The organism is Mycoplasma sp. 6934, assembly GCF_055523595.1.
In genome coordinates this window covers 275,780-298,756 of sequence record NZ_JBVFVE010000001.1, presented here as the reverse complement: position 1 = coordinate 298,756, position 22,977 = coordinate 275,780, and the positions used below count along the sequence as shown (strand labels likewise).

17 protein-coding genes and 1 other RNA gene are annotated in these 22,977 nt (G+C 27.6%); 10 read left to right on the top strand and 8 right to left on the bottom strand.

Features of this window, described 5'->3' with window-relative positions:
• The first annotated feature begins 18 nt into the window (after window positions 1-18).
• On the top strand, window positions 19-621 hold the full coding sequence (locus AC0B4S_RS01355; protein WP_465101328.1) for a transposase: 603 nt from the start codon (window positions 19-21) through the stop codon (window positions 619-621).
• 66 nt (window positions 622-687) lie between these two features.
• Here the strand turns inward: AC0B4S_RS01355 and AC0B4S_RS01350 are convergent, their stop codons facing one another.
• Window positions 688-894, bottom strand: coding sequence for a hypothetical protein (locus tag AC0B4S_RS01350; protein ID WP_465101327.1), 207 nt, complete (start codon window positions 892-894; stop codon window positions 688-690).
• Window positions 895-1,076: 182 nt separating this feature from the next.
• Between AC0B4S_RS01350 and smpB the strand changes: the two genes are divergently transcribed.
• The 4 genes from smpB (at window position 1,077) to AC0B4S_RS01330 (ending at window position 5,467) form a co-directional block, all read left to right on the top strand.
• Entirely contained in the window at window positions 1,077-1,514 is a 438-nt protein-coding gene (smpB, locus tag AC0B4S_RS01345; RefSeq protein ID WP_465101326.1) for an SsrA-binding protein, read from the top strand.
• 4 nt (window positions 1,515-1,518) lie between these two features.
• Window positions 1,519-1,888: a transfer-messenger RNA gene (gene ssrA, locus AC0B4S_RS01340) on the top strand.
• A 178-nt stretch (window positions 1,889-2,066) separates the two neighbouring features.
• Window positions 2,067-3,692, top strand: a complete 1,626-nt coding sequence (locus AC0B4S_RS01335) for a GmrSD restriction endonuclease domain-containing protein (protein WP_465101325.1) — start codon at window positions 2,067-2,069, stop codon at window positions 3,690-3,692.
• 296 nt (window positions 3,693-3,988) lie between these two features.
• Window positions 3,989-5,467, top strand: a complete 1,479-nt coding sequence (locus AC0B4S_RS01330) for a type I restriction-modification system subunit M (RefSeq protein ID WP_465101324.1) — start codon at window positions 3,989-3,991, stop codon at window positions 5,465-5,467.
• Here the strand turns inward: AC0B4S_RS01330 and AC0B4S_RS01325 are convergent.
• Complete coding sequence (locus tag AC0B4S_RS01325) at window positions 5,447-5,905, bottom strand: restriction endonuclease subunit S (protein WP_465101323.1); 459 nt, start codon at window positions 5,903-5,905, stop codon at window positions 5,447-5,449. The two genes, AC0B4S_RS01330 and AC0B4S_RS01325, sit on opposite strands and share 21 nt — an antisense overlap.
• 1 nt (window position 5,906) lies before the next feature.
• The gene (locus AC0B4S_RS01320; RefSeq protein ID WP_465101322.1) at window positions 5,907-6,392 is read right to left on the bottom strand and encodes a restriction endonuclease subunit S; all 486 of its coding nucleotides are present in this window, start codon (window positions 6,390-6,392) and stop codon (window positions 5,907-5,909) included.
• A 3-nt stretch (window positions 6,393-6,395) separates the two neighbouring features.
• Here AC0B4S_RS01320 and AC0B4S_RS01315 point away from each other — a divergent pair, with 3 nt between their 5' ends.
• On the top strand, window positions 6,396-7,439 hold the full coding sequence (locus tag AC0B4S_RS01315) for a restriction endonuclease subunit S (protein WP_465101321.1): 1,044 nt from the start codon (window positions 6,396-6,398) through the stop codon (window positions 7,437-7,439).
• Window positions 7,440-7,451: 12 nt separating this feature from the next.
• The gene (locus AC0B4S_RS01310) at window positions 7,452-8,000 is read left to right on the top strand and encodes a restriction endonuclease subunit S domain-containing protein (RefSeq protein WP_465101320.1); all 549 of its coding nucleotides are present in this window, start codon (window positions 7,452-7,454) and stop codon (window positions 7,998-8,000) included.
• Between the two features lie 2 nt (window positions 8,001-8,002).
• Here AC0B4S_RS01310 and AC0B4S_RS01305 read toward each other — a convergent pair whose 3' ends face one another.
• Both AC0B4S_RS01305 and AC0B4S_RS01300 read right to left on the bottom strand, forming a co-directional pair.
• Window positions 8,003-8,803 (bottom strand): tyrosine-type recombinase/integrase, encoded by an 801-nt coding sequence (locus AC0B4S_RS01305; protein ID WP_465101319.1) that lies wholly within the window; start codon window positions 8,801-8,803, stop codon window positions 8,003-8,005.
• 31 nt (window positions 8,804-8,834) lie between these two features.
• Window positions 8,835-9,524 carry a restriction endonuclease subunit S gene (locus AC0B4S_RS01300; protein ID WP_465101318.1) on the bottom strand — a complete coding sequence of 230 codons (690 nt, stop codon included), beginning with the start codon at window positions 9,522-9,524 and terminating at the stop codon, window positions 8,835-8,837.
• 118 nt (window positions 9,525-9,642) lie between these two features.
• Here AC0B4S_RS01300 and AC0B4S_RS01295 point away from each other — a divergent pair, with 118 nt between their 5' ends.
• On the top strand, window positions 9,643-12,753 hold the full coding sequence (locus AC0B4S_RS01295) for a type I restriction endonuclease subunit R (protein ID WP_465101317.1): 3,111 nt from the start codon (window positions 9,643-9,645) through the stop codon (window positions 12,751-12,753).
• Window positions 12,754-12,818: 65 nt separating this feature from the next.
• Window positions 12,819-14,411 (top strand): type I restriction-modification system subunit M, encoded by a 1,593-nt coding sequence (locus AC0B4S_RS01290; protein WP_465101316.1) that lies wholly within the window; start codon window positions 12,819-12,821, stop codon window positions 14,409-14,411.
• A gap of 267 nt (window positions 14,412-14,678) precedes the next feature.
• On the opposite strand, the gene AC0B4S_RS01285 is transcribed toward AC0B4S_RS01290, so the two are convergent.
• Entirely contained in the window at window positions 14,679-17,813 is a 3,135-nt protein-coding gene (locus AC0B4S_RS01285) for a type I restriction endonuclease subunit R (protein ID WP_465101315.1), read from the bottom strand.
• Window positions 17,814-18,654: 841 nt separating this feature from the next.
• Between AC0B4S_RS01285 and AC0B4S_RS01280 the strand changes: the two genes are divergently transcribed.
• Window positions 18,655-20,007, top strand: a complete 1,353-nt coding sequence (locus AC0B4S_RS01280; RefSeq protein ID WP_465101314.1) for a hypothetical protein — start codon at window positions 18,655-18,657, stop codon at window positions 20,005-20,007.
• Window positions 20,008-20,105: 98 nt separating this feature from the next.
• Here AC0B4S_RS01280 and AC0B4S_RS01275 read toward each other — a convergent pair whose 3' ends face one another.
• Together AC0B4S_RS01275 and AC0B4S_RS01270 are read right to left on the bottom strand one after the other, a co-directional pair.
• Window positions 20,106-20,888 carry a hypothetical protein gene (locus AC0B4S_RS01275; protein ID WP_465101313.1) on the bottom strand — a complete coding sequence of 261 codons (783 nt, stop codon included), beginning with the start codon at window positions 20,886-20,888 and terminating at the stop codon, window positions 20,106-20,108.
• Window positions 20,875-22,899 carry a S8 family serine peptidase gene (locus AC0B4S_RS01270; protein ID WP_465101312.1) on the bottom strand — a complete coding sequence of 675 codons (2,025 nt, stop codon included), beginning with the start codon at window positions 22,897-22,899 and terminating at the stop codon, window positions 20,875-20,877. Before AC0B4S_RS01270 ends, AC0B4S_RS01275 begins: the two co-directional genes overlap by 14 nt.
• Window positions 22,900-22,977 lie beyond the last annotated feature (78 nt).

The following is a 22,977-nucleotide window of genomic DNA, read 5'->3' as shown; positions in this document are numbered from 1 at the left end:
CGTTCTTTAGGGAGATATATGAACCTTTTAGGCCTAAAATGTAAGCTTAGACAAAAATCAAAACGAAAAGAAATTAAAAATGTATCTTCACAAATTGATAACTTCGTAAATCGTGATTATAACGATCAAAACAATCGAAATATTTATGCAACTGATGTTTCATATATAAAAGCACAAAAAGACGTGTTGGAATCACACGTTTATTTGTCTGCAATTTTGTCTCATAAAACTAAACAAATTGTTGGTTTTAAATTATCAAGAAGTAATAATCTAGAACTAGTTTTAGACAATTTAAATTCATTAAAACAATACAAACCCAAAAATTTTATCATTCACTCAGATCATGGCTTTCAATATACACATCATCAATATATTAAAGAAGTTCAAAATATTGGTGGCGTTATTTCGTTATCAAGAGTGGGAAACTCACTTGATAATCGAGAAATTGAATATTGGTTTGGGATCATTAAAACCGAATTATTAAATGATTTAGATTATTCCAAAATAACATTCAATGAACTTAATGATATGATACAAGAATATGTAGTTTGGTATAATAACGATCGAATTCAATCAAACTTAAACTGAAAAACGCCAAAGCAATTTGCAATGTCATTATAAGTTACTAAAATGTTAAATTTTGCTGTCCATGTTTAGAATGTCTCTATCAAATATCTTGGCTACTTCTTAGATTGAGAAGCCTTCAGAAAGTTCTTGTAAAATATTATAAAGTTGTTCTAGATCGATTTGATCTGATCGTAATTTTCGTTGCGACTCAAGTGCTCCTTGCATTTTCAAAATAGTGTTATAATTCTCTTCAATTTTAAAATGTTGATATTTATTTTCTTTTCGATATTTGTCAAAAACACAAATATATTTTTCTAAATTTTTCATATAATTTTAAAGTCTCCTTTCATTTTTTAAAATTTATTAATACAACTATTTTATTACAAGGCAGACAAAAACAATGTCACATGCAAAAAACTTGCATGTGACATTTCCAATTAATAAAAACAAAAACAATTTAATTAAGATAAACATAAACTTTAAAAAATATAGTAAAATATTAATAACTTATGAAAATCATTACAACAAATAAAAATGCAAAACGTGATTATGAGATTTTAGAAACATTTGAGGCTGGAATGTCCTTAGATGGTTGAGAAGTTAAGAGTGCCAGGGCATCTGAAGTTGCGCTAACTAATTCATTTTGTTCAATATATAAAAATGAATTATGACTTAAAGAATCATTTTTTAAACAATATATGCAAGTAAAATGTAATGAAACTCAAGATCGAAAATTACTAATGCATAAAAATGAGATTCGTAAGTTAAAATTTAAATTAGAAACTCAACCCTTAACATTAATTCCTTTAAAAATGTATTTTAACAAGAATTCAATTGTTAAAATAGAGTTAGCCTTAGCAAGAGGTTTAAAAAAATACGACAAACGGGCAAAACTCGCTAAAGAAGAAGTTAATAAAAAAATTCTCAAAACCTTAAAAAACTATTAGATCTGGGGATATAATGGTTTCGACATGTATGGGTTCTTAGTTATTGCAGTAGTGTGGGAGACTATAATTCCTACTAGGCTTTCTTAAACGGAAAATCTGAAGACAAAGTTGCTACATTAAGTATGTACCAACAACAAGCAAATCTTGCATTCGCTTAATAAATAGCATGCAAGTTGTTTAATTAATGCTCCTTAAGTTAGTTAAACAGGTCTTTTAAGGATAGTTATTAAAGTTGCGACTTAATAATGAGATTAGCAAAATAATATAAGTTGTTTTGGTTGTTTTTGCTTATATTATTATTAAAATGACCTAAACTGTAGAAGTAACTAAGTGTTCATATGTGGACAGGGGTTCAACTCCCCTTATCTCCACCAAAATTACAAAAGTAAAAAAGTTTTAATTTTAGACCAAAAGGTATTTATCCCCCCCAATTAAATAAGGAATCTTCCTTATTTAATTGGGGGGGATAAAATTGTTTTTTACAATAAAACTGGCGGATTAAAATATAACAAAAAGTTAACATGAACTTTTCAAAAAATAAGGAAGTAAAATATGAAAAAAGAACTACACTTTCAATCAAAAGATTCAACTATTCGCGAGTTTAATATAATGGAACAAAAAGGCAGAATTCAAACAAACCCAGAATTTCAAAGGGAATTTGTCTATTCGATAGAAAAATCATCAAGATTGATTGAGTCTGCGTTAATGAAAATTCCACTTCCAACAATTTATTGTAGCGAAGAAAAAAATGGAAAATTATTAGTTGTAGATGGACAGCAAAGAATTATGTCATTCTTAAATTTTATTAGAAATAAATATAAATTAAAAGGAATGGCAGTTTTTAGCGAATTAGAAGGGAAATATTTTAAAGATTTAGATGACAAGCTTCAAAATGTTGTAGAAGAGACTTATATTAGAACCATAGTTATTGATGAAGATTCAAATGATGTTAAATATGAGATCTTTGAAAGACTAAATCAAGGTGCTGTTACATTAAAAGAACAAGAAATAAGAAACTGTGTATATCGTGGATATTATAATTCAATGATTAACCAACTTGCTAAAAATCAAAATGTAGCAGTTATGTTTAAGTCAGAAAATAATAGAATGGCTTATCAAGAGAAAATTTTAAGATTCTTTGCTTTAATTGATTTTTTCTCATATAAACAAAGTATGAAAGTTCACCTAAATAATTACATGAAGGCACACCAATATGATGATGAAAAGCAAGTCCAACAAGACAAAGAAATATTTAGCAAAACTTTAAGTATTGTAAAAGAAGTGCTTGGCACTGATGCATTTGCTGCAGTTGATTATGATAATAAAAAAATATTAAATACATTTAGTGCAACTTTTTATGACTCAATAATGATAGCATTTTCTTTATTTGATAGAAATAAGCTTATTGCAAAATCTGATATCATCCGTAAAGAGATTAATTATAAAAAACTTTATGATGATGAGTATCATAATGCTTGTTACGCTTCTAGTGGTTCAAGGGATAGGGTACTAAAAAGAATTTTAACTATAATACATTTAATATCATCAATAGTTGGAGATAACCCCTTCAAGAAAGATTCAAGAACTTTTGATACGCATTTAAAACCACAACTTACCGAAAACCAAAAATCTTTATGTGCTATTTGTCAAAATGAAATCCTTTATGTGAATGAAGGCGAAATAGACCATATCGTTCCTTATTCAAGTGGCGGGCAAACAAAATTTGAAAATGCACAGCTTGTTCACAAAATTTGCAATAGGCATAAAGGCAAGAACATAGATATTCAAAAACAGGAAATAGGGGAAAATAACAGTCTCACATATAACCTTAGTGAAAAGCCAAACCTAGCATTTACAAAAATTAAAATGTATACATTCAATGGTAAAACAATATCAATTAAAAGTTTCAGACAATTTTTCATAAGTCTAATGGATGAAATTAAGGATATAGTTCCAGGAAAATTTAATGAATTAGCTGATAGGGATTATACACTTACAAAGACATCCAAACCATATATTCGCCATTCTAGTTTTGGAATGCATGTTCCATACGAAATTCAAAATAAGGTATTTATTGAAACATGTTTTAGTGCCGATAGAATAGTAAAATTAGCTAAAAATATATTAGAAGAATTCAACATTGATCCTTCAAGTGTAGTTATTTATTTAAAAAATTAAAACAAGTGTTTAAAACCTTTCAGAAAGTTAACATGAAATTAGACATGGAAAAATCATTCAGGTACTTTAGGTTGATTTTTCCATGTCTAATTTACTATAGTTTATAATTCACTAAAATGTTAAAATTTTTATCTATTTTAGGGGCTAAACTGCCCTTATCTCCACCAAATAAAATTTAATTCAAGCAAGCAAAAAGCTTGCTTTTTTTAACATTAACAATTAAGTTATTTAATATTTATATAGTTTAATTCTTAATGTATAATATATAAATTATTATAAAAAGGAGGTAATTTGATATGTCACAAATAATAAATGAGGATATCTTATGGAAAGCAGCTGAAAAACTAAGAGATAAAGTTGATCCTGCTGATTATAAGAATATCGTTTTAGGGCTAGTATTTTTAAAATACGTTAGCGATAAATATATCGCTAAATATAATGAATTAATTAAGTATAATGATGCCCGCGAAGAAGATGAAGATTATTATACAGCTGAACACGTTTTTATTGTTCCTAAAGAATCATTGTGAAGTTATGTAGCATCACATTCCAAACAAGATAATTTAGGTCAAGTAATTGATAATGCATTCATTTTACTTGAGAAAAATAATAACCAATTAAAAGGGATTTTGCCAAAAACATATTCTAAAAGCGATTTAGATAAAACTGCTTTAGGTGAATTAGTTGATTTTTTTACTAATAATTTAAATATGGAAGATGCTGATGGGGACTTTTTTGGGCAAGTATATGAATATTATGTTGGAGCTTTTGCTAAATATATTCCAACTAAAGGTGGTGAATTCTTTACCCCTAAATCAGTAGTTCAATTAATGGTTGATATTTTAGAACCTTATAAAGGTAGAGTTTATGATCCTTGTTGTGGCTCAGGCGGAATGTTTGTACAATGTTCTAAGTTTGTTAAAGAACATCAAGGTAAGATTGATAACATTTCAATCTTTGGTCAAGAATCAAATCCTGGAACCTGAAAAATGGCTAAAATGAATTTAGCCATTAGAGGACTTGAAGGAAACCTTGGTGATCGTAATGGTGATACATTTACCGACGATTTACATAAATCATTGCGAGCAGATTATATAATTGCTAATCCACCATACAACTTAAAAGAGTTTTGAAAACCTTCACTGCAAGGAGATCCGCGTTGAGTCTTTGGTAAACCATCTGAAAAAAATGGTAATTATGCTTGATTGTCATTAATGTATGCAAAACTCTCACCCAAAGGAAAAGCTGCAATCTTAATGCCTAATGGAGCAACAACATCAAATACCCAAGATGATTATAAAATTCGTAAAGCTATGATTGAATCTGGTAAAATTGATGCAATCTTAGCTTTACCTAATAAACTGTTTGCTAATGTCAGCATTTCAGTGCAATGTTGAATCTTAAATAAAGATAAAACAAATAAAGATATTTTATTTGTTAATGCTGATTCAATGGGTAAACTAATTTCTCGTAAAATTAGAGTATTAGAAGATGATGATATAAACAAAATCCTTAAAGCCTATAAAGACTTTAAGTCTAATACACTAACAGATCTTCCAGGTTTTTGTAAAAAAGCAACACTGGAAGAAATAATCGCCCAGGATTATAGTTTAAATCCTGGGCGATATGTTGGAGCAGATGAATCAAATAAATTATCTCCAGAAGAGATTAAGCAGCAACTAAAGGTTGCATCTGCTGAATTATTAAAACTAATGAAGGAGGGCATGGAACTAGAAGAAAAAGTTAAAGAGATTTTAGAAGAAGAGATTAAATAATATAGTGTTAACTATGTGGTTACGTTCATTATCAGAATGTATATTCAATTGAATGGAAAATAGTGCATCTTTGTTTATAGATTCAAAGATTGTGCCAGTTGAAGAAGTAAAGAATTTTTTTCTATTAGCCTTAAGAAGGTAGAAAAGATATTTTGATGATACCTTTGTTGGTTTAATCGAAGCAATACCTCTACCAATAGCAATTTTAGTATTAGCTATATTTAATTGGCCAACAGGTGCCCTTACAGAAAATAAGATGTCACCAATATCCGCATCTTTATTCCAATCACTGGTTCAAATATCAAAATATGGATATGTATCACCAAATGTAGTGCTTCCTTGCAAAAATGGCAGCCCATTTTGGATTCTATTATATGAAGACGATTTAGGTGATTGTCCCATTGTTATTATCGATATATCAGATAATTTACATTTCATATTAATAACTCCAATTAGTGTTAACTATGTGTTGTTGGGTTTCTAAATTTGGTAATTCTATGTTGATGTTTTCTAATATATTAGTAGTTAACTCCTTCATAACAGCACCACTAGATATTGAATTGAAAAATTTGATTTTTGTTGAAAGTCTGTAATACATATATTCGTTATTAAGTAGACCTGGATTACATACCAACGATTTAAATCCTTGGCTTGTGCAAAGTTCAACCCCTGCAATAGCTAAATAGCCAATTGATGCTTTTGATGTAAGCAAAACAGTACCTTTAGGCACTAATGTAGTTGAACAACTATCATAACCTTCTTTAGTAATTAATTTATTGGATGTATAAATATATTTGCCATTAAATGATGATAAATCTGACGGAGTTATTCAAACAATATTACCATTTCAATATGCTTTATTTTTAGTAGATGGTGTTGAACCATTGATAATTTGTGCAATCTCCTTAATTTTATAAGTTCTCATATTATGAAACTAAAAGAAATATTAAAAATTTGTTATGGAAAAGATCAAAAAAATGTTGAAGTTGATTCAAGTGAAATACCAATTTTAGGGACTGGAGGAATAATTGGATATTCTTCAAAATACCTATATGATAAAGAATCAGTATTAATTGGAAGAGTAGGTACAATTGCAACACCTTTTTATATTAATAAACCTTTTTGAACTGTTAATACGTTATTTTATACTAAAATAGATGTTACAAAAGTTATTCCTAGATATTTATATTATTGATTATTAACAAAAAACTTAAATGTTCACAGAGAGGGTTCTGCAGTTCCTAGATTAACAAGAAAAAATCTAAATGAACTGGAATTAACACTACCAACTCTCCATACCCAACAACACATAGTTAACACTATCGGCAGTGTTGATGATTTGATTGAGAATTATCAAGAAAGAATCAAGATAATATGTAAGATCTTATCAGTATCATTGAAGCAGTTTAGAGAAAAAACGTTTATCAAACACTATGATCCACAAATAATAAAATCTGGCATTGATAAATTTAATAATACAAAAATTTATATTGATACTTCGAAAGTAGATGGTATAAATACTATATCAAGTGGTGATTTAATTACATATGAAAATAAACCATCAAGAGCAAACATGACCCCTATTAAAAATAGTGTTTGCTTTGCCAAAATGAAAGATTCAAATAAAAAAATAATTGTGACAAGTTACGATTTAAATCTTGTTAAAAATACAATTTTTTCAACTGGTTTTTTATGTATTAGTGAATCTACTAAATTACCAATTTCACTATTATCTGCAATAATTATTTCAGACGATTTTAATATTCAAAGAGATTTAAACTCAGTAGGGACAACTATGGCTGGAATCAATAACGATACATTCCTAAAGATACTCGTACCAAAATTATCGGAAAATCAGATTGAAGAATATGGTAAAAAATATAAATCATTTATTTATGAACTATCCTTACTAAGTCAAAAGATAGAAAAATTAAAACAAATAAAACAACATTTATTAAATAAGTACTTCTAGTTAATTAAGAATATGGGTATTGTTGATAACTTAAATGATAGCAAGAAATTATATCCCCTAACTAATATTGTTCAATTCCAAAAAGGTTTTGAGGTTGGTTCATCTAAATATAGTGAAGCTAAAAACCCTGGACAAAGCAATTACATTAGAGTTGGTGATTTAAAAACTTTGGGAAATACATTTGTTGATACTTTGGATAATTACACATATGCAGATTTTGAAGATATACTTGTAGCTTTTGATGGAGCACCAGGGAGAAATAATATAGGTCTAGTTGGAGCCTATTCTTCTGGTATAGATAAACTTATTTGTCTTAATGAAGATAAAGGATTAGTCTTTTTTGAAATAAATAGCAAAATTAATAAACAAATAATTGATATTCATACATATGGAACAACAATAAAGCATGCTTCCAAATCAATAAATTTCTTAGTTTATGCTAATGTAGACCATAAAGAAAAACAAATATTAAACTGATATTTCAAGCAAATAATTCAAAACAAAAAGAAGATTAACATTTTAAAGCAAATAAAAGCTAATCTTCTAAATAAATACTTTTAGATTTACCAGTCAACAATTTTATCAACAATTGCTTGTTGTTCTTCGCTAGTTTTTCTAAGGTATATCCTTGTTGTTTCGATTGATTCATGTCCCATGAGATCTGCAAGCAAGGATATATCTTTTCTTTTTTCTAAAAAGTTTTTAGCAAATCTATGACGAAAGGAATGAGGATAAACAACATTTAAATTCATTTTATATTTTTTAGCTAAAACTTTTAGTTGATGTGATAATCCTCTGGTGGTTATTTGTTTCTTTATTTTATTAAGAAACAAATAACCAGTATCCCTATCAACTGAATCATAATACTCTAATGCTTTTATCCGCAATTTCTTAGGTATAAAAATTCTCCTTATTTTACCAGATTTAGTATATAAATCTATATAGCCTCTTTTTAAATGTTCGTATTTAAATTGTATAAGTTCTGAAACTCTAGCCCCTGTTGCTCCTAAAAATCTTACAATAAAATATCATTCATAATTTTGATCTTTAAGTAAGTTATTTTTTAAGAATTCATAATCTGCATCACTAATAACATTCTCAAGATAACTTTTTTGTTGCAATTTAATAAATTTTAGTTTTAGTTTTTCTTTGTTAATATATTCAAGGTATTTGTTAATACCTTGAATTCTTAAATTTACTGTTTTTCCTTTATAGTTATCAACTAAAAGAGCTTTAAAAGCTAACAGGTTTTGTTTAGTGATTTCATCAAAATGTTTAAAGTATAAATCTAATGCAAATTGATATGAATCAATTGTATTTTTTGATAAATTTTGATGAAGTAAAAACGTTTTAAAATCTTTCATTTGGTACCTCCACTATTGAAGGTACCAAATTTTAAAAATATTTATTTAATAATTGTTGTTTTATTTGTTTGAGAATTCGAATTTTCTCTTCTAGCTTAAGTAACTTATTTAGAAGTAGATTTAATTGCTGGATTTTTCTAGTTTTCGGAATGTAAATTTTCCCACCTTCAAGCATTTGTTTGTTTAATAGTTGTTGTGCAGAACCAGAAGCATAACCTTTTATTTCGTCGATTAACTTGCGAGAAGCAAAGAAAATTAATCCATAATGGGAAGTATTTTTTGCCCTTACACAGAACACTGCTTCATTAAAATATGTACTGTCATCTAATATAACAGAAACTTTATTAATCTTTGGTTCAATCCTTGACAACACAGTATATCCCTTGTTTGCTTCTTTTGTTGAACTCTTTAAAACCCCTAATTCCGTTATGCATTCTGTTGTATTTGTTACAACAGGTTGATCAGTAAGTGCACCAGAATTAATTCATTTAATATTTCCATTTCAAAACTCGGGTTTAGATCTAGAAGGTGTACCTCCTGGAAAAATATCAGCGTACTTAGTTAAGTTATCCTTGTTAAAAGATTGAGAGATATATAAATCCCCAACTTTTAAAATCTCTTTAACCTGGTTTTGATAATTCTCAATCAAATCATCAACACTGCCGATAGTGTTAATTATTAAGGTATTGTTACATATATGATATGTACACTTACATTGCATAACATTACACTTCTTTTTGATATAATACATAAGAACTATTTAATACAAAAATAACCTAATCCTATAACATTAAAAAATATAATTTTACTTACACTAAATAATATAGAAAGTTACATTTATGCTAAAAGAAAAAGACATTGAAATAAGCATTATATCTTTACTTGAACAAAAAGGTTATCAATGAATAACTATTGATAATGATCATTGAATCCAAACTCGCAATTTGGATGATTTTATTAATGAATCTTTATTAAGAGATTCATTAATAAAGATTAATAAAATTAATGATGATAATGTAATTCAGGAAGCTATAAATACTGTCAAAAACCTTGATAATCCTTCATTATTCGAAAGGAACTATGCATTTCATAAAATATTAGTTGATGGTATTACAATTGAATCAAAGGATTTTTTAGTAAATCCTTTGATTAGATTTATTGATTTTCTTAACCCAGAGAATAATACTTTTCAAGTTGCAAACCAAGTTAAATTCCAAGAGGGAAAAAGTATAAGAATACCCGATGTTATCATTTATATTAATGGAATTCCTTTAATTGTGATGGAATTAAAATCATTTAATGAAGATGCTCAAGATGCAACTTTAGAACATGCTTACGCTCAGCTTGGTTCTAATTCTGAACATGATGGTTATAGGTATGATATTCCAACTTTATTCAATTACAATTCTTTTTTAGTTATTTCTGACGGTATTGATACTAAAGTGGGTACTTTAACATCAAAAATAGATCGCTACAATGAATGAAAGAGTGTCTCAGGTGAAAAAGGTTATAATGATGATTATATTAATAAACTAGATGTTTTTATCAACGGTTTATTTGATAAAAACAGACTTATTGATATTATCAAAAATAACATTTTTTACATAATTGATAAAAATGATAAGCCAATTAAAATTATGGCTCAATACCACCAATATTTTGGTGTTAATAAAGCACTCAATTCAATTATAAAAACAGTTAAACCAAACGGAAATGGTAAAGCAGGTATTATCTGACATACACAAGGCAGTGGAAAATCATTTTCAATGGTAATGCTTGCACATAAATTACTAATTGAAAAAGAACTTAATGTTCCTACAATTGTTTTACTAACTGATCGAATTGATTTAGATATTCAATTATATAAAACATTTTTTAGTGCTAAAGATTATTTAAAATGCGAGCCAGTAATTGCAAGTTCACGTGAAGATTTAGTTAAAAAACTTTCAAATATTAAACAGGGCGGGATTATTTTAAGTACCATTGCTAAATTTGATAAAGAACACTTACCAAAAAACGAGCGTAATAATATTATTGTTATGGCTGATGAAGCTCACCGTGGCCACTACGGAATTTATGAAACTGTTTCATATGAAAAAAATGCAGAAACAGAAGAGATGGAAGCAATTTTTAAATATGGTGTTGAGAAATATATTAGAGATGCTCTACCTAATGCAACGTTTATTGGTTTTACAGGAACTCCTGTATCAACTAAAACAAAGCAAACAACAGATATTTTTGGCGAAATTATTGATGCATATGATATGACCCAATCAATAATTGATGGTTCAACAGTTAAATTGTATTATGAATCACGTTTAGCTAAAGTTTGAACTAATGATGAAGTACTCAAAGAAATTGATCAATATTACAAAGATTTAGAAAATACACAACAAGCAGATACAAAATCCATCGAACGTTCAAAAAATGAAATGTCTAAGATCAAACAAATACTTGAAGACCATGACATGATTAAAGTTTTTGCAAGTGATATTATTGAACATTATGAAAACCGTAAGGGAATTATTAATGGCAAAGCAATGATTATTTGTCAAACTAGAATGGCAGCAGCCAAACTATATAAAGAAATAATATCTCAATATCCAGCATACAAAGATAGCACTATCTTAGTTGTTACTGAGTCAAACAAAGACCCTGAAGAGCTAAGAAATTTATTTGGTAATAATGCATTGCGTAAAGAATTGGGTGATGAATTTAAAAAAGATACTTCTAAATATAAAATTGCAATTGTTTGTGATATGTGATTAACTGGTTTTGATGTACCAGATCTAGAAGTTATGTATTTTATTAAACGTTTAAAATCATATAACCTAATGCAAGCAATTGCCAGGGTAAACAGAGTTTACCCTGGAAAATCTTCTGGTTTAATTGTTGATTATATTGGCTTAAATAGTGCATTAGAAGAAGCCTTAGATCAATATACTCTTCGTGACAAAGAAAACAACATCCAAGATATTAAAAATGAAATATATGACGTTATCAAAGAAAAATTAAGTATCCTTAATGAATGGTTTCATAAAATACAAAAAGATAAATTCTGAGCCCAGGATTCTTTAACTAGATTTCGTGCAATTCAAGAAGGTGCACAATTTATCTTAGAAGATAAAGCAAAACGCGAAGATCCCTTTATGTTTGATTTATCACTTTCTTTAAAACAAGCATTTGTGGTTTGTGCCGGAATTGTTAGTAAACAAGAAAGAAAAGACATTCTTTATTATCTAGCTATACGAAGTTATATTTTAAAACTTCGTAACAAACCTGGTATTGTATCCACCAAAGAGATGAATGAATATGTATCGCAGTTACTAGCGGAAGCTATAAAAGGCGATGAAGTAAGATCATTAACAGCGGAGCAAAAATCATCATTTAATGCAATTGAATTATTAACAAAAGAAAAAATCGATCAACTACGTAAAAGCAATCCTCCCCATATCTTTGTTGAAATAGTACAAAAGTTGTTGCAAAGAGCAATTGCTGAATCTCGTAGACACAATTACTTTAAATCACAAGAATATTCAAAAAGGCTCAGAAGAATTCTAGAAGAGTACCATGGGCGTGATGCAAGTTTTACACCTGCTTTAACAATTTTGCAACTGACGGATTTTGCTAGTGAAATGGTTGCTGATGAATATGAGGCACAAAAACTAGGGGTATTTGGACGTGAAAGGGCTTTTTATGATGCGCTAGCACGGGATAAAGATGCTCAAGAATTACTTGGTGATGAGACATTAATCCTCATTGCTAGAGAACTCAAAGAAGTTGTTGAAGAATATGCACTAACTGATTGAGCGTCAAAAGAATCCACCCGCTCACAAATGAGGGTTAAAATTAAAGAATGTTTAAAGAAATATAATTATCCTCCACAATATCAAAAATCAGCTATTAAAGATGTAATTAAGCAAGCAGAATATATAATGCTTGAGGATTAAAAGACTAAAATATGTTATAATAAAACAACTTAATAATATTTAAATTATAGAAAAGGAAAGTTAATATGAATAATGATAAAGAAAATTTAATGCACAGAGATGAATTACATAGAAATTTATGAAAAGCAGCAAATGATCATCGTGGTCAATTAACAGGTATCGAACTAATGCCATATATTTTAGGTTTCATGTTCTATAGATATATTTCTGAAAACTTAACAAATTACATAAATAAAGATGAACATGATATAGGTGATATAGATTTTAATTATGAAAATTTAACTGACGAGCAAGCAAAAGAAATAAAAGAAGAAATAGTTAAAGATAAAGGTTTCTTTATCTTACCTTCTGAATTATTTGCAAATGTAGTTAAAAGAGCAACAAACAATCCAGATTTAAATATTGAATTAGGGGATATCTTTAAGAACATTTCTAAATCAGCAAGTAGTAATGAAAAAGCAAGTAGTAATTTCAATGGGTTATTTAATAATATAGACTTAAATGATGTAAAACTTGGCCAAACTGTAGAACATAGAAATCAATCTATAGTTAAGTTTTTAAATAATATTAAAAATATAAAATTTGGCGATTATAATGATATTAGTATTGATGTTTTCGGTGATGCATATGAATATTTAATTGGTATGTTTGCTGCTAATAGTGGTAAAAAAAGTGGTGAGTTTTATACACCACAAGAAGTGTCTGAATTATTAACTAAATTATCTAGTGTTGGCAAAACTGAAATTAAAAATATTTATGATCCAGCTTGTGGCTCAGGTTCATTACTATTACAAGCTATTAAAATACTTGGCAATAATAATATACAAGGATTTTATGGCCAAGAATTAAACTATACAACATACAACTTATGTAGAATGAATATGTTCTTACACAATGTAGGTTATGATAAATTTCATATTGCTCTTGGAGATACTTTAATAAATCCTCAATATTTTGCAAATGATAACGGTAACCAAATTTTATTTGATGTAATTGTTTCTAATCCTCCATATTCTGTTAATTGAGACGGTGACAAAAACCCACTTTTAATTAATGATGAACGTTTTTCTCCAGCTGGTGTATTAGCCCCAAGATCTAAAGGTGATTTTGCTTTTATTATGCATTCATTAGCATACTTGGATGTAACAGGTGTAGCATCTATTGTTTGTTTCCCAGGTATTATGTATCGTGGTGGAGCTGAACAAAAAATTCGTCAATATTTAATTGATAATAATTATATTGATACCTTAATCCAATTGCCAAGCAATTTATTCTTTGGAACATCAATTGCTACTACAATCATGGTCATAAAAAAATCCAAAGCCGATAATAATATTTTATTTATTGATGCAAGTAATGAGTTTGTAAAGGTAACTAATAGTAATAAGTTAACCCCAGAAAACATTCAAAATATTCTTAATGCTTTTGTCAAACGTGAAGATATTGACTATTTTGCCAAAGTAGTTTCAAACACAGAAATTAAAGAAAATAACTATAACTTATCAGTTTCAAGTTATGTACAAAAAGAAGATACAAGAGAAAAAATTGATATTAAAACTTTAAATATGCAAATTGATCAAACAGTTCAAAAAGCAAATGACTTAAGGGTAGCGATAGATCAAATTATTAAAGATCTTGAAAGTTTGAAAACTAGTTAGATATTTTAAAAATCAAACAATCAAATTGTTTGATTTTAAATTTCTTTTTAGATATCAATACAAAAATAAAACATAGAAAAAATAAATTAATAATAAAGGCAGCAGAAAAGTAGTATAAGATTATTAAATGATTTAAATTATTAAAAAATCTACGAAAACAAAACTTGAAAAATACCACACTAACTATCTATGGAAATTTTCAATTTATAAAATGTAAAATTTTATCTATTGGAAGTTTAATGACTCTTTTCGTGCTATACTTAATTATTACATAGTATCTTTATACTTGTCAATTAAATCAAGCAACTTAGGGATAACTAATTCTTTCCTTGTCTTAATATTAACAATTTGTTTGCTAAACCTAGATCTATTATTAAATATTTGATTTATATCATCACCATATAATAGTTTTGAAGGACCTGACTCAAAACAATCTTTAACTATACTATATGTTTTGTCATAATTCAAATTTTCTTCTTTTGTTATTGTATCTAATTCTTTTTCTAAGTTTCTTAAAATATATTCATTTCACAGTTCTAAGATTTGTTTATAATCTAAGCTTTCTTCATATTTATTTGAATTTAGTTCTGCAATAAATTCTTTAATTAAATCTTTTTTATTCCTTAATTCTGTGCTGGCATTTAACAGCCTATCAATTGATTCATAAATATCACTTACATCAATTTCTTTTGGATCTTTGACTTTTTTGTAGTATTCGGCAAGGTTATTCATAATGAAATCAACATCAATATCATGTTCTTTAACTAATTCCATTTCAAAGACAATATCATCAAGAATACTTTCTTTTGGATTTGAATCCAGTTTTTTCTTTCATTCATCTTTAATGTCTTGGTAATGACTTAAATAATCTTGATGGTCTCTTTCACTCAAAATTTCTTTTCCTTGGAACTTATCAAAAGTTGCAAGTAAGTTTTTCATGTTTAAATATGCATTAAAGCATTCTATGAAATCTTTTTGCTCTTGCTCGGAAACAATTGGTCATTTATCTAATGAAAATTTTTCTTGTAAGGCATTAATAATATCTAAATAACCTTCTTTATAATTTCCCGCCTCGTCTGTATATCCATTATAATATTCTTCAAAGGTTTTTATAAGAGCTAGACCTAAAGCTTTTTCATCGCTAAATAAAGCAATAGCATCCTTAACTCGTTTTTCAATACGTCTAAAGGAAATAATATTACCATATGTTTTAATGCTATTTAAAATCCGGTTGGTACGTGAAAAAGCTTGTATTAAACCATGCATTCAAAGTTTTTTATCAAGTCACAAAGTATTTAACGTAGTAGCATCAAAACCAGTTAAAAACATATTAACTACAATAAGAAGGTCTAATTCCTTATTTTTCATTCTTAATGAGATATCTTTATAGTAATTTTGAAATTTATCTCCTGTTGTGTCGAAGTTACAATTAAACATCTTATTATAATCAAGAATTGCATTGCTAAGAAAATCACGAGATGATATATCTAAATCATCAGTACTCTCGCTATTTTCTTCTGATAAAACTTGATTATTAATTTCTTCATTTGGAGCATAAGAATAAATCAAGCCAATTTTTAGTTGCTTTTCTAGCGGAAGGTCTTTTTGTTGTTTTTTAAATTCCTCATAGTATTTTTTGGCCGCTTCTATAGAAGCAACAGCAAAAATAGAGTTGAAACCTTTAACATATTGTTCTTGCTTTATTTGGTGTTTAGTTGTAATTGAATATTTATAACTTTTGCTTCGATATGTTTTTTGATCAAAGTGTTCAATAATATAATGAACTATATTTGATATACGAACAGGATTTAATAAAACTGCTTCTTTGTCAATATCTTGCACATATTTTTCATCAATCTCACTTTTTTCTTTAACCGTATTTACATATTCAACTTTGAATGGTAAAACATTTTTATCTTCAATTGCATTTAAAACTGTATAGCTGTGTAATTTTGGACCAAAGAGCTTTTGAGTTGTTCAAATTTTAATTTTACCACTACCTACAGCATTAGCTTCTAAAATAGGTGTGCCTGTAAATCCAAACATATAGTATTTTTTAAAATTACTTTTAATTGCTTTATGCATATCTCCAAATTGAGAACGATGACATTCATCAAAGATAATTACTACTTCATCATTATAAACTTTATGTCTAGGATATTTTTTGATAAAGTTGGACAATTTTTGGATTGTTGTAATAACAATATGTGCACCCTCGTCTTCAAGTTGGGTTTTTAAAATTTTTGTAGATGAATTAGAGTTAGCAGCACCTTTTTGAAATTTATCATATTCAAGCATTGTTTGATAATCAAGGTCTTTACGATCAACGACAAACAACACTTTTTTAATACTTTTATTCCCGTTATTATCTTTTAATTTAGTAGCTAATATTGCCGTTTTAAACGAAGTTAAGGTTTTACCACTTCCAGTTGAATGTCAGATAAAACCTCCTGATTTATCAGTACCATATTCTTTATAATTTTTAGCCAACTTAATTTTATTAATAATTGCTTCAGTTGCTGCAATTTGGTATGGTCGCATGATTAATAATTTATTATTAGCAGTAAAAACACAATATTTAGTTAAGATATTTAAAATGGTGTGCTTCGCAAAGAATGTTTTGGTAAAATCAAATAAATCTGTGATTGTTTTATTTTTCTTATCAGCTCAAAATGAAGTAAACTCAAAGGAATTGCTTGATGTTGCTTTTGGGTTTTTAATTGTTTGTGATTCGAGGAAATTATATCGAGTTGTATTAGAATAATATTTTGTATTTGTTCCATTTGAGATTACAAAAATTTGGATATAACGAAATAAAGAACTTTCATCACTTCAAAACGATTCACGGTGATATCTATTAATTTGGTTAAAAGCTTCTCTAATTGGAATTCCTCTACGTTTTAATTCAATATGAACTAAAGGAAGTCCATTAACTAAGATAGTTACATCATACCTATTTTCGTACTTCCCCTTAGTTTCATACTGGTTAATAACTTGTAGTTTATTATTGTGTATATCCTCTTTATCAATTAATTTAATATTTGCTTGGTGACCATTTTCAAAACTAAAAGTTTTTATATAATCTTCTTGAATAGTTTTTGTTTCATAATAATTATAATTGTAATCAGTTTTCTTTATGATTTCTTGCTGGAAAAAAGCTTTTCATTCATTATCATTAAATTTACAATTATTCAAATTTTCAATTTGAATTCTTAAATTTTTCACTAAATCATCGTTATTATGGATATTTAAATATTCATATTTTTGTTCTTGCAATTGTTTGATTAATTCATTTTCTAATTGTGCTTCACTTTGAAATGATGTTTTTTTGCTTGTACTTGGTGTAAAGTCATCAACTAATGTTCATTCATCTGCTTCTATAATTATCTTCTTAGTTTTCATAAATCTCCTTAATGATTATATTTTGTTATTTTAATTTTTAAAGCTTATTAATTTAGGCCTGTAATATAAAATTGTCTATCCAGTTTTAAACTGCCAACTATTTTTAATAATTTACAATTATATTTGAAATAAACTGGAATTTAATTTTTTAATATAACAAAGCTAAAAATAGGTTATAAAACTTATTTAGTTTACAACAATTGAAACATAGTTAATCAGTAAAATCACCTGAAAACTTTAAAAATTAAATTGCTATCTAATTATACAGCATTACAAAAAAAGGTGAATTTTGTGTCCAATAATAAGCTAAAGAGTTTTGTTGGTTTATGAGTTCTTTTCTCTCTATTTTAATAAAACTATATAAAATGTAGGGATATATATTATCTACATCATTTATATATAATCAATTAAAGGATTACTTTTTAAATTATTCCGTAAAGCACTTTATACTCTTTCATTATATTTTGCATACTTTTTACCAGGATTGTATAAAATTTGAGCCACTTTATATCAGACAAGGAACAAATATTCAAGTTTTAACTGTATATTTGTTCCTTGTCTATTTCTATCTACGTTTTTTTAGCATTAAACTAATTCTGATAAAAAGAAAAATCGGGATAGGAAATATAGTAACTTATAAATTGCTCTTTAATAATTATATGTTTTCTAATTTTCTAAATAATATATCATATATTATAGTATTTTTTACACTAACAAGATTTTTGATATTTTTCTTGGTATATATATATATATATATATATAATTGTAGTTATAGACATAAACTTAATACTTTTTTTAAATTAAATTTATTAAAAAGAAATTCATTATGGAGGTAAATATAATGAAATTACGTAATTTTATACTCATAACTACAAACTTAGTAGCCATAACAACTTTTTCTACTGTTTCATGCGGAAAACAAGTCGAAAAACCAATTGATCCGGTTGAAACTGTTGTAAAAGCATTTAAAACGACCTATGCTTCAGTTTTAAACAAAACAGAAGACAATGTAACTTTAGATGATGAAATACAAGTAAGCCAAGCATTAAGTACATATAATAATTTAGACACAAATACTAAAACTAAATTAAGTAGCGAAAAAGAATTATTAGATAAATTAGATACTAAAATTAAGCAATTAAAAGCAGAAAATTCTGGTAGAAATAATTCTGCACCAAATCCACCAGTACAAGATCCTGCAAGAAGTGATGGAAATGACAACCAAAATACTGGAACAGGTAATGGCACAGAAAAACCTAGTTTAGATATAAAACCAAAAGAGCCAAATAATACTACTCAAGAACCACCAAAAGAAGAAAATGTGCCTTCTAATCCTGGAACTAGTGACCCTGCACCAGCAGGCCCAACTAAAGAACCAACTAATGGTGATGGTAACCAAGAATCTCCTAAGACCGAACCAAACCCTACACCTAATCCAAAAGATCCAGTAACAGAAGAGCCCGGAAATGGTGGAAAAGAACCAAATGAAGAAAAGCCAAACAATGGTGCTGATAATAGATCTAATATAGAAAATACTAAAGATACAAGTGATTTAAAAACAGACAATAATGAGGAAGAAACTCAAAACCAAACTCCAGATACTAAACCAAATCAACCAGTCAAAGAGACTGATCCAGACAACAGCGGAAACAGCCAAAATATAGGAGCAGGTAATGAATCTGAGCAACCAGGGAATAGTGCAGAGCCAAAAGCTCCTAACAGTGAAACCCCTCAAGACTCTGATAGCAGCAATATAGGTGATTCTTTAACACCACCAACAGAACCAAAAAAAGAATTGCAAGAACAACAATTGAAAATAACTAATTTAGTAGTGCATAGGGATCCTTCTTATAGGGATTACTTATTTTTTGTACTAACTGTAACAAAAGACTTATGACTTAAACTAGAAAAAAGTAATTTTAAGATTGCAATGGAACCTGAGTCTAACAGATCAAGAGTATATGATGATACAACAAACCTAAACCCAAAACAAAAGTTAAGTGAAAATGGTGGAAACGTAAATTTTAGAATTTTCCTCGACTACCCTGGGTTAAGAGAAGGCGATTTGCTAACTCAAGGAAATTGGATAATAACACAACTAAGTGACACAAAAGAACCTGGTTATAATCTTCTTAATAAAGAGTATAAATTCACTATAGATGAAAACAAAAATATTAAAATGATAAATAACTAAAAATAAATATTTTTAGTTAAGAAATAGAATTATAATTTAAAAGATTCCTAATTGAACTTAGGAATCTTTTAAATTATAAATTCAACATTATTATTTTCCTATAAATAATGCTTACTAAACTCTTGATTAAATCACCTTAATACTTTATCCCTAAAATCTTTTGCCGTTTCACCACTTTCATTTGTAATTGCGTGAAATTGAACATTATAATTCTTTTTAATTAAAAATACTTCTCAAATTCATGAAGGATCTGGTCGGTATTGGTCTGGTTCATTGTAGTTGAAATTAGGTCCAGCATATGAAAAGATCGTATTAATTGTTACTTGATTATTATTATATATTGGGATTATAAATCCACCTCTCGGGGTTTTAATATTATCAGATTGCATTTTTATATAAATGTCATTAGTTTTCAAAACTTCATAAGCATCTTGGTTATTTAAATATAATTCTTCGAACAATTTTTTAATCTTACTACTATCATTATATTCTTGAGATTTATTAAGTTCTTTAAACCTTTCTATAATATAAGTATCAAAATCTTCTTTTCGAGTTATTCGAGCAAAATCAGCTGCACGTCATTTTTGTTGTTTAATATCTTCTAAGTAAGATGGATAAATACTAAAAAAAGTAATATTAAATGTGTCAATGCCTTTTTGTCTATATTGCTCTTTAATTGTTTTTTTGTCTTCTTCTAATCATTCTTTAGGAGCAAAAACAGCGACTCTTGTGAAATCATTATATTTTGGGAAAATCTCGTCGTACATTTCCTGAATTTGGTTTTTATAATATTCTTCAGAAAATAATGAAGTACATGAAAATGTAGTTAGTGGTGTTAAACAAGATGCTAATGCAAATAAAAATTTTTTAATCATTTTCATTTCTCACCACATGAGTTACAGCAATTAAATCATCTATAGAATTAGAATCTGGATAGTAACCAGGTTTAGTAATGCTATATCTATAAATCCCTGTATCAATCACTTTATATTCAATTAATTCATCGTTTGTCAGTCTTTCTTTTACTTCTCTGATAATATGCCAAGTACCATCGCTTGCAAGTTTTTCAAGTCTTAGATCATAGTTAGTAACTAAATTATTATAACTTCGATTCTTAACACCAACTAAACTTAGTTGATTTTCATTTTTGTGTTCACTATCTCACTTTTGTTCGGTAGTAGATCAAGTAGGAGAAAATCAAGATAAAAATGAATTTCATCAATTTCTTGCTCATGGTCTAGATTCTTTTTGGTTCAAAATTCCAGCATTAAACATTCAAGAACTTGATATTTTAATCTTTTGACCTTTTTCTAACTGTATTTGTTTGCTTGTAAAGACATGGTCTTTATATTTTGATAAATTAGAAGTAACAACAGAATAATTATTGGCAGCTTCTAGCATTGCTTTAAAATCAACTGTACCAGATCCAAATTTTTGTTCATAACCACTTGTTTTATATTTTAAATCTGATCTTTGCGGAGTAACGGCTGATGCTGATAAAATAGCTTTAACAATCGGAACCCTAAAATTACTATTTCTAATATCATGCCTATATTTCATTAAATTAGAAATAAGACCTGTCACGACCGGAGCTGCATAACTTGTTCCATCATAGTAAGCATTAGTATTATAAACAGGATTATAAAATAATGCGGGTGCTACCACTAAGGGTTTAGAAAGATTGAGTAAATCCTCCCTTAATTTATAGTTTGAATAATAAGCAACCGAGTTATATTTTACATATTTCTTAGTTGCATAATTTGATAGTGCTCCAACGACTACACTATTAAGTGATAATTTCTTATCAGCTATTAAATGTTTACCATTTGTTCCGTTATTTCCTGCGGAAAAAACATTTATTACACCATACTTACGTGATATATAGTCTAAAAAATAGGCATTTTCATTGTAACCATTAAAATATTTTTCGTTTTCTATTGTATTGCCGGTTTTGTTAACATACGACATTCAAGGTCCATAACTATGGTTAATTAACTTTATACCATCATTTTTGACCATTTTTTCTATAGTGGACATTCATTGGTTGTCATCTATCATTGAGTATAAATATACTTTAGAAGACCTGTCAATTCCATACTGCCCTGCAGCAATCATAGATACCATTGTTGAATGTGTTTTTGATTCGGGATCATAATTATTAGTAAACTCATTTAATTCAATACCATTTCTAAAATATTCTTTATATTTACTATCAAAGGGATAGGCCCATGATTCAACAATTCCTATTTTGTTAACATAGGAATTGTTTAGATGATCTTTAGCATTCACAATATCTGCATTCTTCAACACATCCAACTTGTATTGTTCAAAATTAGCATCAATTCCATATCCACCATAAACATATACATTTCTTTTTGGGGAAGTAGAACTAGAACCCATTCTTTCAAAATCATGAATAACACGAGCTTCATTATTTTGAATATTATTTTTAAAAACTATAAATTTAAAAATCTGATTTCAGTCCTTTATGACGCTGACAAAATTTTCCCTATCGTTTTCTGACTCAAAAAAGAATCACACTACTGGCATCATTGTCAAAGAGTTAAAAGATTTATATCTTAATTTATTTTTGTTAACCTTCTCAATAAACTCATTATTAAATTTATTTATAAAATCCTCATTATCGGTTTCAAATCCAGGGTTTAAAAGTAGTTTTAGTTCAAAATTATTATTAATTGGTTTTATTTCTAAATCGCCATTATTCTCAACTCTAATAACTGACTGATTCCTTACTTCAAATTTATTACTTTCTAAATTTTCGTATCAAATCTTATTTGAAACCGCTTTTTTTACAGTTGGTGTAACAAAGAAAGGTGTTAAGCTAGCTATACTTATTAAAGTTAAAGAAAAAATTTTCATTTTCTTTTTCATAAATATCTCCTTATTTATTATTTAAAAGTTTTCAATATTGTTTTTTGTTTTACACTATAAATAACATAATAGATGTTT